Source organism: Sorangium sp. So ce726 (assembly GCF_051521405.1).
Classification (GTDB): domain Bacteria; phylum Myxococcota_A; class Polyangia; order Polyangiales; family Polyangiaceae; genus Sorangium.
Map to the genome: position 1 here is coordinate 3,172,287 of NZ_CP150349.1, position 14,990 is coordinate 3,187,276.

Here is a 14,990-nt window from a genome sequence, read left to right on the forward strand (position 1 = left end):
GCTCGGGCGCGAGCTGAAGCAAGGGCCAAGCCAGCGCCACATCTGCTGCAAAACCCGCCTCGCGCTCCGCGAAGACCACGACATCCGTGTCATTGGCTCCCTCGACGAGCTGTCGAGTCTCAGCGTCGACCTCTTCGATCGTCGTTGATGCCGACGCGACCCTGTTCGACGTTGGAACCTCGGTGATCCTGGGTGAGCTCGGCCTGGCGTGCTCTGCTCCGCGCCCTGCGTCGCGGCCCCGGAGCTTGGCCGAGCGACCGACCGGTGGTACCAGGACACGATGGACGTGAGAGCTGGGCGGCCCTCCCAGGATCCTGCGCGCACGGCGCTGCTGATCATCGACATGCAGAACGACTTCCTCGCCGAGGGAGGCGCGTTCTCGAAGCGTCATTGCGATCCGCACCAGCTCGCGCAGACCGTGGCATGGCTCGCGCGCGCGGCGCGCGCGCAGGGGCGGGTCGTGGTGTGGGTGACCTCGGTCTACGGCGAGCTCGACGCGGCCCCGGACGCGCTCCACGGGCAGACGCACACCGGCAGCGCGTGCTGCGCCCGCGGCACGTGGGGCGCCGAGCTGTTCCCGGCGCTCGTCCCGGTGCGGGCCGAGCGCCCCGCGGGGACCGCGGAATGGCATGTCGAGAAGCGCTGGTATTCGGCGTTCCGCGAGACCGAGCTGCACGCCCGGCTGGAGCAGGCGGGCGTGACCGCCGTGGTCCTGTGCGGCGTCGCGACCAACGTGTGTGTCCTCGCCGCCGCCCGCGACGCGCGCCGCCTCGGCTACGAGGTCGACATCCTCGGGGACGCGACCGCGGCGGGGACCGCGGGCAAACAAGCCGTGGCGCTGCGCGAGATCGAGGGCCTCGGCGGCCGGCGCCGCAGCTGGGCCGATCTCCTCTCCGACGGACCCGGGCCCGTGCACATCGCTGGCATCGGCGCGGGCGAGACGGCGCTGTGGTGTGGCGCCCTCGACGAGCGCGTCGCCGGGGACGCGGGCGCTTTCGCCGCTGTCGAGCGCGAGGTCGCCTGGACGACGATGCGCCACCGCGGCGGGGAGGTGCCTCGCCTCGTCGCGATCCAGGGCGAGCGCTCGCCTGACGGCGCCATGCCGCTCTATCGGCACCCGGTCGACGAGCAGCCCGAGCTCTGCCCCTTCACCCCCGCCGTCGACCGCATCCGCAGGGAGGTCGAGCGCCGCGTCGGACACCCGCTCAACCATTGCCTGCTCCAGCTCTACCGCACGGGGCGCGACTGGATCAGCGAGCACTCCGACAAGACGCTCGACCTCGTGCGCCCGTCGTTCATCGTCAATGTCTCCCTCGGACGACAGCGCACCATGGTGCTCCGGCCCAAGCGCGCCGAGGACGGGGGTGCTGTCCAGAAGGTCCCTTTGCCGCACGGCTCGCTGCTCGTCATGGATCTGGAGACCAATCGCCGATTTTATCATGCGATCCGCCAGGAGGGGGACACGGAGGGCGAGGGGGACGGTTCGATGTCGCCATCGCGCATCTCGCTCACGTTCCGGCACATCGGCACGCTTCACGATCCGGCGACCGGGGCTGTCTGGGGCGTCGGCGCGCCCGCGTCCGATCGCGCCGAGGCCGAGTCGCGCGCCCGAGCCCGGTCCGCGGTCCCCGAGCCGGAGCGCGGGGCGGCGGAGCGCGTCGAGGCAGAGCGGATGTTGCAGCTCTTCCGCGCGGAGAATATCGACCCCACCTTCGACGCCGCCGTCTACCGCCCGGGCTTCGAGGCGCTCAATTTTCGCACGCTCCGCGCCTCGCACGAGCCCGAGGGCGACCGATGAGCGCGCAGCGCGCGGTGTATTTCGTGAACGGCTCGATCTCGAGCTGGCGCGTCCTGATGGCGGCTCACGAGAAGGGCCTCGCCTTCGAGCCACGCCGCCTGCGCGTGATGCGAGAGCCCCGCGAGACGCGCACCCCGGAGTTTCTGGCCCTCAACCCGCGGGGCCAGGCCCCGGTGCTCGTCGAGCCCGACGGCACCGTCATGAATGAGTCGCTGGCGATCCTGACGTACCTCGAGCTGCGGTATCCCGACCCGCCGCTCCTCCCGCCGCGCGCCGAGCCCGGCGCCCTGGCCCGCGCGCTCGCCTTCGCGCAGGAGTCCGAGGCCACGGCGTGTGTCTACGATCCGCTGGAGGGCCTCTTCGAGGCCGGCGCGGACGCCATCTCGCCGGACCGGCGAGCGGCCATCCTGGCCGCGCTCTCGGGCGTGGAGCGGGAGCTCGCGCTGTGGGATACGCGGGCTCAGAGGACACAGTTTATCGCGTCGGACGCCTTCACGCTCGCCGACTGCGCGTTCTACCCCGTGCTCGCCTACATGCAGCGGCGCGGGCTGTCGCTCGCCGGTTATCCGGCGCTCGACGCCTACGAGCGCCGCGTGCGAGGTCGCCCCTCGGCGGTGGCCTCGTACCCCGAGGGCTGGTCCCACGACCGGCCGCGCCCCGACCTGTTCGCTCAGGCGCGGGCGCTCACCGCTGCGACGTAGCTCGGCCGCCCCGCTGGACGTGGGGTGAAGGCGGCACGTCATCCGGGCTAAAGTTAGCCATTGTCACTGAATCTTCCGGAGCTGCGATTCGACCGGGACTCATCGGACAGGATCGGCCGCCGTCCCGTTGCGCGGTGAGCTGAATAGTTGCACCACCCTGTGCTTGACATCAAAGCGCGTTCGGACGTCTTATTGCGCCGCGAACCCAGCTGCCGTTCCGGTGAGTGCAAATCCAACCGATGAACGTTGATTATGCTCGCTCCAGGAGGTCCATCCATGCGAACGCTTGCCACTCGAACCGCCCGCGTTGCCCTCGGTCTTTGCCTCACAGCCGCTGCCTGCGGGCAGGCTGAGCCGAACCTATCCGGGCAAGGAGGTGCGGGCGGCGGCTCGGACGGCTCGGGCGGCGAGAGCGCTACCAGCGGCGGCGACACGACGTCGAGCTCGAGCTCGAGCAGCGGCACGACGTCGAGCTCCAGCGCGAGCTCGAGCGGCGGCACGACGTCGAGCTCCAGCGTGAGCTCGGGCGGCGACACGACGTCGAGCTCCAGCTCGGGTACGGGTCCGGACGAAACCCCTGTCGAGAACGAGAGCGCGGATTGCGAAGTCGCTGCCCTGCCGGAAGCAAGCGCTCTACCCAAGATCTCAAAGCTGCCCAACCCGTTCACGAAGCTCGACGGAAGCAGCGTCTCCACAAAAGCAGAATGGCATTGCCGAAGGCAGGAGATACGCAAGCAAGCTGAGAAGTACATCTACGGCGAGAAGCCCACGCCTGACGTGGTGACCGGCACCGTCACCGAGAACAAAGTCTCTGTGCACGTGGAGGCCCAGGGCAAGACGATCGACTTCAGCGCCGACATCGTGCTGCCCTCCAAGGGGGAAGCGCCCTTTCCTGCAATCATCAACGTGGGAGGAAAGGGCGGGTTCGGCGGCATCACGCTGGGTGAAAGCCGCATCCTGGATCAAGGTGTCGCTGTCATCTACTACAACCACAACGAGATCGGCAGGGAAGGCACCGCGGAGCAATCCAGAGGAAAACCCAACCCGGGAAAGTTCTATGATATCTACGGCGGCAATCACTCCGCGGGCCTCTTGATGGCATGGGCCTGGGGCGCCAGCAGGATCCTCGACGTCATACAGGCGTCCGGAGGCGACATCATCGATCCCACCGGGATCGGCGTCACGGGATGCTCGCGCAACGGTAAGGGAGCATTTGCCATCGGCGTCTTCGATGATCGGATCGCCCTGACGATCCCCCACGAGACGAGCACCGCCGGGGTCCCGGCCTACCGCATCGCCGACGTGCTGGGCAAGGAGAGGACGGACCACAACTACTTCGGGCTGAACTGGCTCAGCAACAATTTCGAGCCATTTGTCTTCAAGAACAATGTCTCGAACGCCGTCAAGCTGCCGATTGACACTCACGCCCTGATCGCGATGATGGCGCCGCGCGGCCTGCTCGTCCTCGAGAACCCGCACCAGGCTCAGATGGGCGCCCCGGCCGGTCATACAGCGACAGTGGCCGGAGCAGCGGTCTACAAGGCGTTGGGCGTGGAGAAGAATGTCAGCTACCACTCGAAGGTCGCCGAGACGCCGCATTGCTCTTACAAAAACGAATACACCGATCTCCTCGTCAAGAATATCACGAAGTTTCTGAAGCACGAGGGCGAGGCGCCCGGAGAAATCGTCGTGGGCTCGGGCGGCTCACTCAGCATGGCGGACTGGGTGGACTGGCAAGCCCCAACGCTGGAATGATGGCGCTGTTCGGAGGGCAACCGGAGCGTGCCTGCGCTCTGACGCGGCTGTCATGGATCAGGCCGGCGCGGCGCATCGACGCGCGCTGCAACCAGACGAAGTGCGCGTCGATGCGCTGGCACTGAAGCTGCACCCCTCCGCGGCAGGACGCGGGGTGAGGACGCGTCGCGATCCTGCGCGACCTGTCCGCCCGGGCGTTCGAAGGAGGGATGGCATGGATCGATTCTTTGGCTTCATGATGGCGGCCGCGTCGAGCATCGTGATGGTCGGCTGCGGAGAGATCGGGAACGACATGAGCTCCTTCGGCGGCTCCGGCGAGTTCGGCGCGACGCCGGGGGGCGTGAAGGATATGGGCTTTGCACGGGGCCTCGTCGAGAACGGCAAGGTGCCGCCGCCGGAGGCGTTCCTCGTCGAGGCGATGTTCTCGGAGCACGATTTGCCGCTCGAGGGCGCGCCGTGCGCGACGCTCCTCTGCGTGCGCGCCGCGATGGGGATCGCCCCCGACGCGCAGGGCGAGAGCGCCGCGTGGGTGCAGGTCGGCATGTCGTCGACCATCGATCCCGAGACGTTCAAGCGGCCGTCGATGGCGATCGTCGCGACGGTCGACGTATCCGGCTCGATGTCGTGGAGCTACGGCGATGGCGGAGGCGGGATGCCGGCGGCGATCGCCCACTCACTCCTCTGGAACGTGGCGAGCCACCTCGGCGCGGACGATCGCTTCGCGCTCGTCACGTATGGTTCGTCGGTCGACACGCCGCTCGACTGGACGCGAGGGAACGACCCCGAGATCAAGGAAGCCATAGGCGCGCTCTCGGAGGACGGCTCCACCAACATGGAGGCGGGCCTCCTTCAGGCGTACAAGCTCGCGCGCGGGGCGAAGGGCGCGGCCGACGAGGTCCGCGTCATGCTCTTCACCGACGTTCAGCCGAACGTGGGAGCCACCGGCGGCAGCGATTTCGAGCGCCTGGTCGCGGAGGGCGCGCACGACGGCATCGGGATCACCGTCTTCGGCCTGGGCCTGGGGCTCGGCGCCGAGGTCATGAACCGGATGTCGCACCTGCGCGGAGCCAACGCCTTCAGCCTGATGCACGCCGACGATGTAGGGCTCTTCATGCAAGACAACTGGCCGTGGATGGCGACGCCGATCGCCCATGATCTCAGCCTCGTCGCCACCCCTTCGCCGGGCCTCTCTCTCACCCACGCGTATGGCTTCCCCACGGGGGAGGCCGGCGCGACGTCGATCGCCTCGCTCGACGTGGCGAGCGTGTTTCTCAGCAAGCGCAAGGGGGCGCTGCTCCTTTCCCTCACGCCGGCGTCGCCGAAGGAGATCGCCGGGTCGGAGGTGGAGATCGCGCTGAATTACGTCGACCGCTCGGGAGAGCCGGTCACGAGCTCCCTCTCGGCGCGCTATGACGGCGAGGCGCTCGACGAGCGCGGCGTGGTGATGCCGCAGGCGAGCGTCGACAAGACAGTGGCGCTCGCGCTCCTCGTGCAAGCGATGCACGACGCGGCGCAAGAGTACGGCTCGGACCGCGCGGCGGCGATTGCCACCCTGGAGCCCGCGCTGGCGCGCTTCGCGGCCGACGCTGCGGCGATAGGAGACGCCGGCATCGACGCGGAGGCGGCGTTCTGGCCCGCGCTCCTGGACCTCATGAAGGCGGACGCCCCGCGAGGAGACTTTTATAGTGATTTCAGCGGCAACTGACGCTCTCCGAGGGCTCGTGATCGTCCTCGGCTGCGCCCTCGTCACGGCGTGCGAGGCGGGCCCGGATCGAGATGGCGACGGCTACGAGGCGTCGGAAGACTGCAACGACGCGAACGCCGAGGTGCACCCGGACGCCGCCGAGATCTGCGACGACGGCATCGATAACGACTGCAATCTCCTTGTCGACGTCGCCGACGCTGCCTGCTCTGGCGGCTCGGGCGCCTGAGCTGGTCGCCGAGCGGGCGAGCCCGAGCCCAGCACCCCGGACGTGTCAACCCGGGGAGGGCGCGGGCTGCGCCGTGGCGGCACCCCGTGTCTGTATCTGCATCCACCGCGCCGTGATCACCGCGGCCACGAGCGCGACGATCGTCGTGACCAGGAGCGGCGCGGCGCCGTCGCCGGACATGTGCGCGCGAGAGACGTTATCGAAATGGATGCCGAGGTGCGCCGCCCACGCGACGAGCATGCTGCCGCCGGATCGGAGGTGCAGCGCCGTCATCAGCACGCTGAGCGACGTGATGAACAGGAGGCTGAGCGCCCATGACCACCACGGGACGCCCGGCAGGCACATGGCGGGCAGGTGCCAGAAGGTCCACGCGACGCCGAGGACGAGGCTGGCGCGCACGGGCCCCTGCGCCGGAAGGAGCCGCCGGAGGGCATAGCCGCGCCATCCCAGCTCCTCACCCAGCGGGGCGAGGACAGCGATACCGCGGTGCGCCGGCGTGACAGGCGTGTACAGGAGCGTCGCCGGCAGGCTCCCGCCGGCGAGCGCCAGCAGCGCGAGGCCGAGGAGGTGCAGCGCCGCCGGCATGCACAGCGCGAGCGGCGCGTAACCCCAGCCCGTCGGGGCGCGGTGGGGTGACAGGAGCCCCGAGAGCCCCGCTCGGCCGCCCTCCTTCCAGGCGCACACCACGGCCGCGAGCGAGGGGCCGACGGCGCCGAGCACGAGCGGCGCCATGGCGACGCCGGGAGGGATGCCCGCGCCCCACTGCTGGAGCAGCAGGGGCAGCTGGCAGAGCCATGTGATGGCGTAGGCGAGGAGGAAGAACCGGGCCACCGGACGAGGCATGGACCGGCGGGACAGCCGCGCGCGCAGGATGTTCCTCTCGGCTGCGACCGCCACGGCGGCCGGGGTCATCTCCGAGCGTCGCCAGGGGCTCACCGCCCGCGCGTGCGCCCGAGCAGCGAGCGCAGGATCTCCTCCGCATGCGTCCACAGCAGCGAGCCTCCCGCCTCCGGGAGCACACGCCGCTCTGCCGCGCGCAGCCGGCCGGCGAGCGACACCCCGAAGTCCGGTGAGTGCACCGTGCTCGTGTCCCGCGCGCCGTACCACAGGTCGACCGGCGCGCGGATGATCTCCGGATCGAACGGCCACGCGCTCATCGTCAGTACCGTGTCGCGCGCATAGCCGGCGGGCCCCTGCGAGAACGCCTCAGCCATCGCGCGCCGGTAAGCGCGCTCGAACACCGGGGCGGTGTACACCGCGCGGTCGACGTCCGCGAGCGTCGAAATGACGAAGCTCCACATCGCCTCGGCGCTGAACCCGGCGAAGAACGCCTCTGCGCGCCCAGGGTCGATCGCCACCAGCTCCACGAGCCGCCGCACGTCCGGCGCCAGCGCATCAGCGAACAGCGGATTCGCCAGCTCATCGGTCCCCGCGACCACGGCCACGCCAGCCACGACGCTGGCCGCCGCGCAGGCCAGGGCGAACGGCGCGCCCGCCGAGAACCCGACGGCCGCCACGCCGGACAGCTGCCGCGCCTCGAGGAAGCGCCGTATGTCCTGCGCCCAGTCGCCGAGCGTGCGGCCCGGGGCCTGGTCCGACGCCCCGATCCCCGGGCGATCCACGGAGATCAACCGCACGCCGAGCCCGTCGACGACGTCGCCCCCGAACCCCATCGACCGGCTCGTGGCGCCGCCGGGGCAGAGCATGACGGGGATGCCGTCCTCCGGTCCCCACTCCGCCCAGCCCAGCCGCCGGCCGTCTGGGAGCGCGGTCGTCCCGAGCCGGGCAGGCTCCACCACGCCGCTGATCATGGCCCCAAGGTAGTTGACCCGCACCGAGGATGCCAGGTGCTCCGCGCGTGTCGGGAAGGCGCCGAGACCGACCGGGGTCAGGACAATGGACCAGGGAGCGCACGTGTACGTGCTGCGCAGTTCCGCATGGAGCTGCCACAGACTCCCGTGGTAAGGTCATGTTGTCAGGGGGGGTGGTGGTGAACTTGTGAGCGAGCCCGCGCCGGCCGGGGAAGGGGACAGGCCATGATCGCGGTTGCCGAGCCGGGCACGCGCACGCTCAGCGACGACGAGTTCGTCCTGTTCCAGAGGCTCGTCAAGCGCCTCTCGGGCATCTCCCTGGGCCCCCAGAAGAAGCCGCTCCTGCTCTGCCGACTCGGGCCCCGGCTCCGCGCGCTCGGCCTCCGCAGCTTTGGCGAGTACTACCGCCGGGTGACCGCGGCGGGCGGCGAGGGCGAGCTCGTGCACATGCTCGACTGCATCTGCACCAACGAGACCCATTTCTTCCGGGAACGCGAGCAGTTCACGCTCCTCGAGCGCGAGATCCTCCCGGCGTGGGAGAAGAGCGCGGGTCACGGCGCGCCGGACCGCGGAGCGCCCCGCGCGCGCGTCCGCCGCCCGCTGCGCGCGTGGAGCGCGGCCTGCTCGACCGGGGAAGAGCCCTACTCGATAGCGATGACGCTGCTCGACAGCCTGTCCCCCCCCGATCACAGCGGCGCGGCGGGACGGGCGCCGCGCTGGGCAGGCGGCGCGTCGACGGGCTTTCCGGGGATCGGCGTCCTGGCGACGGACCTGTCCGTCCGTGCGCTCGAGCAGGCGCGACGCGCGGTGTGGCCGATCGAGCGGGCCTCGGAGATCCCGGACGAGCGCCTGCGCGCCTACATGCTCCGCGGGACGGGCGCAAGCGCGGGCCTGATGAAGGCCGGGCCGGAGCTACGGCAGATCGTCACCTTCCGGCGCTTCAACCTGCTCGACGCGGCGCCCGAGCGATTCGGCCTGTTCGATCTGATCTTCTGCCGGAACGTCTTCATCTACTTCGACGCCGCGACGAAGGCAGAGATCGTGGCGAAGCTCATCGCCAGCCTCGCGCCCGGAGGGTACCTGTTCCTCGGGCACGCCGAGGGCCTTCACGGGACGGACCCTCGCGTGCGATGCATCGCCCCATCGGTTTATCGGCTCCAGCCTCCGGCGGGGCTCAAGGGAAGCCGGAACCAGTAGCGCTCCTACGGACGTTGCTCCTGAACAGGAGCTCGTCCGACGGAGCCTCCCTCTCTCGAGGAGATACGCGGAGCGGCTCGACCGCGGCGGTGCGCGGTCAGGGGTGGATGTTGAGCTGGTAGAGGCCGGATTCCTCGAACGCGCCGTCGACCACGATGACGATGGTCTGCCCTGCGTCGAGCGACACCGTGACCTCCGACGTGAACAGGTGCAGGTCCTCCCCGAGCACGTCGTCGCTGCACGCGATCTCCTCGCCATAGCAGTCCCCGTCGAAGACGGCGAGTACGGTGTCGTATTCGGAGCCGACCGTATCGATCGTGTACGTCCCCGCCTCCGGCGCGGTGAACAGATAGGCCACCTCAGGCGCGTCGAAGCCGCCGCAGCTGGCGTCCACCTCGGCGAGGCTCCCCTTGGTCGTCCCCGTCGCGGTCTGGGAGGCGAGGGGCGTGAGCTCGATGGGTTTATCGCACGTGCCGGTGCCGTCGAACAGGTCCACGTTGAGCATGTAGTCGCCCTCCGCGCCGTGGCTGTCGACGCTGATCAGGGCGGTCTGGCCGGCGTCCAACCACACGAGCTTGCTCGAGTCCCTGCTATCGTTGACGCAGGCGATCTCGTCGCCTTCGCACCCGCCGTCGCGCACGGACAGGACCATATCGACCGTGGAGCCCACGGTGTTCATGCGGTAGAACCCATCTGCTGGCGCGGTGAAGCTGTACGTCGCCTCGCCGCCGGGCACCGAGGCGCAGGAGGGCGCCAGGAGATCGGGATACCCCTCGCTGTTGCCCGTGACCGACTGCGGGACCGTGGACTCGAGCTCGAAGAGCGGGCACGCCGGCGTCTCCCGCTGGGTGATGTTGAGCGTGTAATCGCCGCTCGCCGACACGCTGTCCACGGAGACGATCACCGTCTGACCGGCGGAGAGGAACAGGCTCGCTCGTGAGTGGGTGACGATCCCCGCGGGGTCCACGTTGTCATTGCACCTGAGCGAGGGGCCAGAGCACGAGCCGTCCAGCACCTCCAGGACCGTATCGAGCGCCGAGCCGTCCGTGTCGAAGATGTAGAGCGCGTCGGCCGGGGCGGTGAAGCGGTAGGTCGCCTCGGGGGCCCCGCGAGCGGCGCAGTCTGGCGCGAGGTGATCGGTGAGCCCCGCGGTGGTGCCCGTGACCGTCTGCGGCACCGTCGAGCCGAGATCGAGCAACGGGCACACCACCTCGTCGACCACGAGCCGGTAGTCGCCCGTCGGGCCCGCGGTGTCCACCACGAGGATGACGGTCTCGCCGGCCGCGAGCGAGAGCGTGATGAGCGGCGGCTCGAACAGGCCGTCGACGCACGCGATGAGATCGCCGGCGCACGAGGCGTGGCGCGCCTCCATGAGGACGGGGAAGCTCGAACCGGTCGCGTCGAACGTGTAGATGCCCTCGCGCGGCGCGGTGAAGCCGTAGGTCGCCTCGCCCCCGGTCGAGAAGGTCGCGCAGGCCGAGATCAGGTTGCGGAGGTGCTCGTTGTTCCCGGTCACCGTCTGCGGCAGGGTCGCGCCGATCTGGACGCCTGGGCACGGAGGGGCCTCGAAGAGCTCCAGCGTGAAGCTCGCCAGCGGGCCGGTCGGGTCCGCCACGGCGACGAGCACCGTCTGACCGGCCTCGAGCGTCGCGAACGCGTTCGACTCGCCGGCGCCGTAACGGCAGTTGAGCGAGGGGCCCGTGCACGTGCCGCCGTCGAGGACCTCGACGATCAGGTCCGACGGGGCGTGCGCGCTGAACACATAGGTGCCGTTCGATGGGGCCGTGAACGTGTACGTGGCGTCCGGCGTCGCGCTGATGTCGCAGGTGGCGAACACCGTGTCCTCGCGCAAGGCGGTCGTGCCCGTCACCGTCTGCGGGACGACGGGATCGAGGGCGGTCGGCGTGCACTGGACCGGCCCGGGCTCGGCCACGCGGAGCGTGAAGTCGCCCTGCGCGCCGCGCGCGCCGCTCACCACCACGAGGATGCGCTCGCCCTCGGCGAGATCGACGGAGATCTGCGACTGGACGCTCCCCGCGTTGTCGTTGCAGGCCAGCTCGTCGCACGTGTCCGCCCGCAGCGCGCCGAGCGTCGTGTCGTACGAGGCCTCGAAGGTGTCGAACAGGTAGGTCCCCGCGTGAGGCGCGGTGAACAGGAACGCCTGATCCGCCGCGCCAGGCTCCGAGCAGGTCAGCCAGCGGCTGTCGTCAGCGCCGATCGTCGTGCCGCTCACCCGCTGCGGGACGGCGGAGCCGATGTCCTGGGAGGGCTCCGCGCTGCACGCGCAGGTGCCGCCCTCGCAGGGGCGCCCGGGGTCGCAGGCGCGATCGCACCGGCCGCAGTGCTGCGGATCTGCGGCGAGGTCCACGCAGCTGCCGGCGCAGTCGGTGAGGCCGGGGAGGCAGGTCTGCCGGCACATGGAGCCGGCGCACGCGCGGCCCGGCAGGCACTGCGCGTCGCACTTGCCGCAATGGTTCGGATCCGTGCGCGTGTCGACGCAATCGTCGCCGCAGCGCTTCACGTAGCGGCCCTCGCGGCACTCGGATGGCCCGCCGCCGTCACCGCTGCCGCCGCCGTCACCGCCGCCGCCGTTTCCGCCACCGCCGTCGCCGCCGGTCCCCAGCGGCTCGCAGGCGCCCTGCACGCACGCCGCCCCAGCCGGACATTCCTGGCCACACGCGCCGCAGTGCTCCGGATCGGCGTGCAGCGCCACGCAGGTCCCGTCGCAGACCGAGTAGGGAGCCTCGCAGCGCGGCGCCAGGGCGTCGTCGCTGCCGCACGCGGGCGTCGCCGAGAGGACCGCGGCAGGCAGCCAGAGCGCGGCCCTCGAGAGCGCGTGCCCGAAGCGAAATCCGTGTCTGTTCATCCGCATCCCCCTGCGGCACGCGCCGTCGACGCGCGCGAGCCGGCGGAGAAGGCGAGCGCCTCTCCGGCGTTCGGCTCCCGGGCTCCGCGCTGGTGGTTGATGGCTGACGTGGTCGCTCCGCTCATCCGACCCTGCCATCGAGGCCTCGCTGCGCCGGCCGGCGTCGACCCGACCGCACCTCGGCCGGGTAGGCCGCTACACGGATCGTGCCTCACGTCGCGAAGCGAGGTCAAGGCGCGCCGTCTGGCAGGCTCTTCGGGAGGGCTGGCCCGCGCCAGGTGGTAGAGAGCGACAACGGCGCCACCCCTTGCTAGAACCGCCCGCATGTTGCGGCCCGCGCGCCCTGAAGTCCTCGCTCCCGCCGGTGATCGCGCCGCCATGGAAGCCGCCGTGCGCGGCGGGGCCGATGCCGTCTACTTCGGCCTCCGGGGGGGCGCCGCGGGAGGCGGCGCGGCGTCGCCCTTCAACGCCCGCGCGCGGGCCGCGAACTTCGACGCGGCGGAGCTCGAGGAGGCGGTGCGCTTCCTCCACGCCCACGGCGTGAAGGGCTACGTCACCCTGAACACGCTGGTGTTCGACGACGAGCTCCCGGCGGTCCGCGGCGCGATCGAGGCGTGCACCGCGGCCGGCGTCGACGCGGTCATCGTCCAGGACCTCGGGGTGATGCGCCTCGCGCGGGCGCTCGCGCCCGGGCTCCCGATCCACGCCTCCACGCAGATGACCTGCACCGACGCGGCCGGCGTCGAGCTCGCGCGATCGCTCGGCGCCGCGCGCGTCATCCTCGCCCGGGAGCTCTCGCTCGACGACATCGCCGCCATCCGCCGCGCGACCGACGTCGAGCTCGAGGTCTTCGTCCACGGCGCGCTCTGCATCGCCTACTCGGGGCAGTGCCTGACGAGCGAGGCCATCGGCGGTCGAAGCGCCAACCGCGGCGCCTGCGCCCAGGCCTGCCGCCTGCCGTACCGCCTCGTCGTCGACGGCGCGCTGCGCGACCTCGGCGACGCGGCCTACCTCCTGTCGCCGGAGGACCTCGACGCCACCGACGTCATCCCCGACCTCGTCGCGCTCGGCGTCGCCTCGGTGAAGATCGAGGGGCGCCTCAAGGGCCCGGAGTACGTCGGCGCCACCGCGCGGCTCTACCGCGCCGCGATCGACGCGGCGGTCGGCGCGGGGGCGGGTCCGGGGCCCGCGGAGCGCGAGGCGGCGCTCCAGGCGTTCTCGCGGGGCTCAGGCCCCGGCTTCCTGCGCGGCGTCGACCACCAGCGCCTGGTCGACGGCCGCACCTGCGATCACCGTGGCATCGAGGTCGGCGAGGCGCGCAGCGCCGCGCGCCGGCGCGGCCACGAGGTGGTGGTCGTCCGCGCCGCCCGGCCGCTCGCGCGCGGCGAGGGGATCCTCGTGGAGGGCGGGTTCGCCGGCGAGGGCGAGATCGGCGGCCGCATCTGGGGCCTGTGGGTCGCTGGCCGCGAGGTCGAGCGCGCGCCGGCCGGGGGCGACGTCGAGGTCTGGCTCGGGCCGGATCGGCGGCTGCCAGAGGACGTGCTGAGCGGCGCGCGGGGGCTGCGCGGGCGCCGGGTCTTTCGCACGAGCGACCCTGCGGGCGCGCGCGAGGTCCGCGACGCGCTCGACCGCGCCCAGCGCCGGGTGGCGATCGACGTCCGCCTGGAGGGCCGCCTCGGCGAGCGCCCGCGGCTCTCGGCGGCGACGGAGGGCGGGGCGTCGGCCTCGGTCGAGGTCGACACCCCGCTCGGCCGCGCCGATCGATCGCCGCTCGACGAGGCCACGCTGCGGAAGCAGCTGGATCGGCTGGGCGACACGCCGTTCGCCCTGCGCGGCGTCGGGCTGTCGCTCGACGGGCCCGCGCTCGTGCCGCCGTCGGCGCTCAACCGCGCCCGCCGGGCGCTCGTCGCGGCGCTGATCGAGGCGTCGCACCGCCCCCATCCGTCGGCGCCGCTGGCGGCCGAGGGGCTCGTCGCCGGGGTCGCTCCGCCGGACGCGCCGCCGCCGGCGCCGGGCCTCTTCGTGCTGTGCCGCAACGTGGCGCAGGCCCGGGCGGCGCTCGACGCCGGCGCGAGCGGCGTCTACCTCGATTTCCTGGAGATGGTCGGCCTCGGCGCTGCGGCGCGCGAGCTGATGGCGGCCGGGGCCTCCGTGGGGGTCGCGCCGCCGCGGATCCGCAAGCCGGGCGAGGAGAAGATCGACCGGTACCTGCTCTCGCTCGGGCCGGCGGCGATCCTGGTCCGCAGCCTCGGCGCGCTGCTTGACCAGACGCCGGGCGTGCCCCGGATCGGCGATTTCTCGCTGAACGTCACGAACAAGCTGGCCGCGCGCGAGGTGCTCTCGCGGGGGCTCGCCGCGTTCACGCCGTCGTTCGACCTCGACGCCGCCCAGCTCGAGTCGCTGCTGGACTCGCCGTTCGGGCCGTTCGCCGAGGTGGTGGTGCACCATCCGATGCCGCTCTTCCACATGGAGCATTGCGTGATCGCGGCGACGTTGTCCGAGGGCAAGGATCACCTCACCTGCGGCCGCCCGTGCGAGCAGCACGCGCTGTCGCTGCGGGACCGGGCGGGCATGGATCACCCGCTCGAGGCGGACGTGGGGTGTCGGAACACGGTGTTCCACGCGGCGCCCCAGAGCGCGGCGCACCTCGTGCCGAGGCTCGCGAATTGCGGCGTGCGGCGGTTCCGGATCGAGCTGGTGCGGGAGGACGCCGAGGGGGCGCGGCGGGTGGTGGAGGCGTACCGGCGGCTGCTCGCCGGGGAGGTGGCGCCGGCCGAGGTCACGCGCGGGCTGCGGGCCGAGGGCAGCTACGGGGTGGTGCGAGGGTCGCTGCGCGTGCTGCAGGCGTGAGGGGCGAGCCACCACCGAGGTGAGCGCCTCGCCGGCCCAGCGTATCCCTGGTTTCCTGCGAGGAGACCTCGTTGCCCGTCG

Annotated in this window: 10 protein-coding genes; 7 read left to right on the forward strand and 3 right to left on the reverse strand. The window is 71.5% G+C overall.

Translation table 11 applies throughout. The features are described from left to right. Positions 1-280 precede the first annotated feature (280 nt). From WME79_RS12085 to WME79_RS12105, 5 genes are all read left to right on the forward strand, one after another. Positions 281-1,798, forward strand: a complete 1,518-nt coding sequence (locus tag WME79_RS12085) for an isochorismatase family protein (RefSeq protein WP_437534934.1) — start codon at positions 281-283, stop codon at positions 1,796-1,798. Continuing rightward, the gene (locus tag WME79_RS12090) at positions 1,795-2,499 is read left to right on the forward strand and encodes a glutathione S-transferase family protein (protein WP_437534936.1); all 705 of its coding nucleotides are present in this window, start codon (positions 1,795-1,797) and stop codon (positions 2,497-2,499) included. Before WME79_RS12085 ends, WME79_RS12090 begins: the two co-directional genes overlap by 4 nt. Before the next feature lie 276 nt (positions 2,500-2,775). Beyond that, positions 2,776-4,254, forward strand: a complete 1,479-nt coding sequence (locus WME79_RS12095; RefSeq protein ID WP_437534937.1) for a glucuronyl esterase domain-containing protein — start codon at positions 2,776-2,778, stop codon at positions 4,252-4,254. Positions 4,255-4,468: 214 nt separating this feature from the next. Continuing rightward, positions 4,469-5,959, forward strand: a complete 1,491-nt coding sequence (locus tag WME79_RS12100) for a vWA domain-containing protein (protein WP_437534938.1) — start codon at positions 4,469-4,471, stop codon at positions 5,957-5,959. 16 nt (positions 5,960-5,975) lie between these two features. Then, positions 5,976-6,185 carry a putative metal-binding motif-containing protein gene (locus tag WME79_RS12105; protein ID WP_437534939.1) on the forward strand — a complete coding sequence of 70 codons (210 nt, stop codon included), beginning with the start codon at positions 5,976-5,978 and terminating at the stop codon, positions 6,183-6,185. A 45-nt stretch (positions 6,186-6,230) separates the two neighbouring features. On the opposite strand, the gene WME79_RS12110 is transcribed toward WME79_RS12105, so the two are convergent. Both WME79_RS12110 and WME79_RS12115 read right to left on the reverse strand, forming a co-directional pair. Continuing rightward, positions 6,231-7,097 carry a CPBP family intramembrane glutamic endopeptidase gene (locus WME79_RS12110; RefSeq protein ID WP_437534940.1) on the reverse strand — a complete coding sequence of 289 codons (867 nt, stop codon included), beginning with the start codon at positions 7,095-7,097 and terminating at the stop codon, positions 6,231-6,233. A gap of 20 nt (positions 7,098-7,117) precedes the next feature. Continuing rightward, a complete protein-coding gene (locus WME79_RS12115; protein WP_437534941.1) occupies positions 7,118-7,996 on the reverse strand; it encodes an alpha/beta fold hydrolase in 879 nt (292 codons plus the stop codon). Between the two features lie 225 nt (positions 7,997-8,221). Between WME79_RS12115 and WME79_RS12120 the strand changes: the two genes are divergently transcribed. After that, a complete protein-coding gene (locus WME79_RS12120) occupies positions 8,222-9,193 on the forward strand; it encodes a CheR family methyltransferase (RefSeq protein WP_437534943.1) in 972 nt (323 codons plus the stop codon). A gap of 97 nt (positions 9,194-9,290) precedes the next feature. Here WME79_RS12120 and WME79_RS12125 read toward each other — a convergent pair whose 3' ends face one another. Further along, positions 9,291-12,059, reverse strand: coding sequence for an MXAN_6577-like cysteine-rich protein (locus WME79_RS12125; protein WP_437534944.1), 2,769 nt, complete (start codon positions 12,057-12,059; stop codon positions 9,291-9,293). 378 nt (positions 12,060-12,437) lie between these two features. Here WME79_RS12125 and WME79_RS12130 point away from each other — a divergent pair, with 378 nt between their 5' ends. After that, positions 12,438-14,909 (forward strand): DUF3656 domain-containing U32 family peptidase, encoded by a 2,472-nt coding sequence (locus WME79_RS12130; RefSeq protein ID WP_437534945.1) that lies wholly within the window; start codon positions 12,438-12,440, stop codon positions 14,907-14,909. The last annotated feature ends 81 nt before the right edge of the window (positions 14,910-14,990 follow it).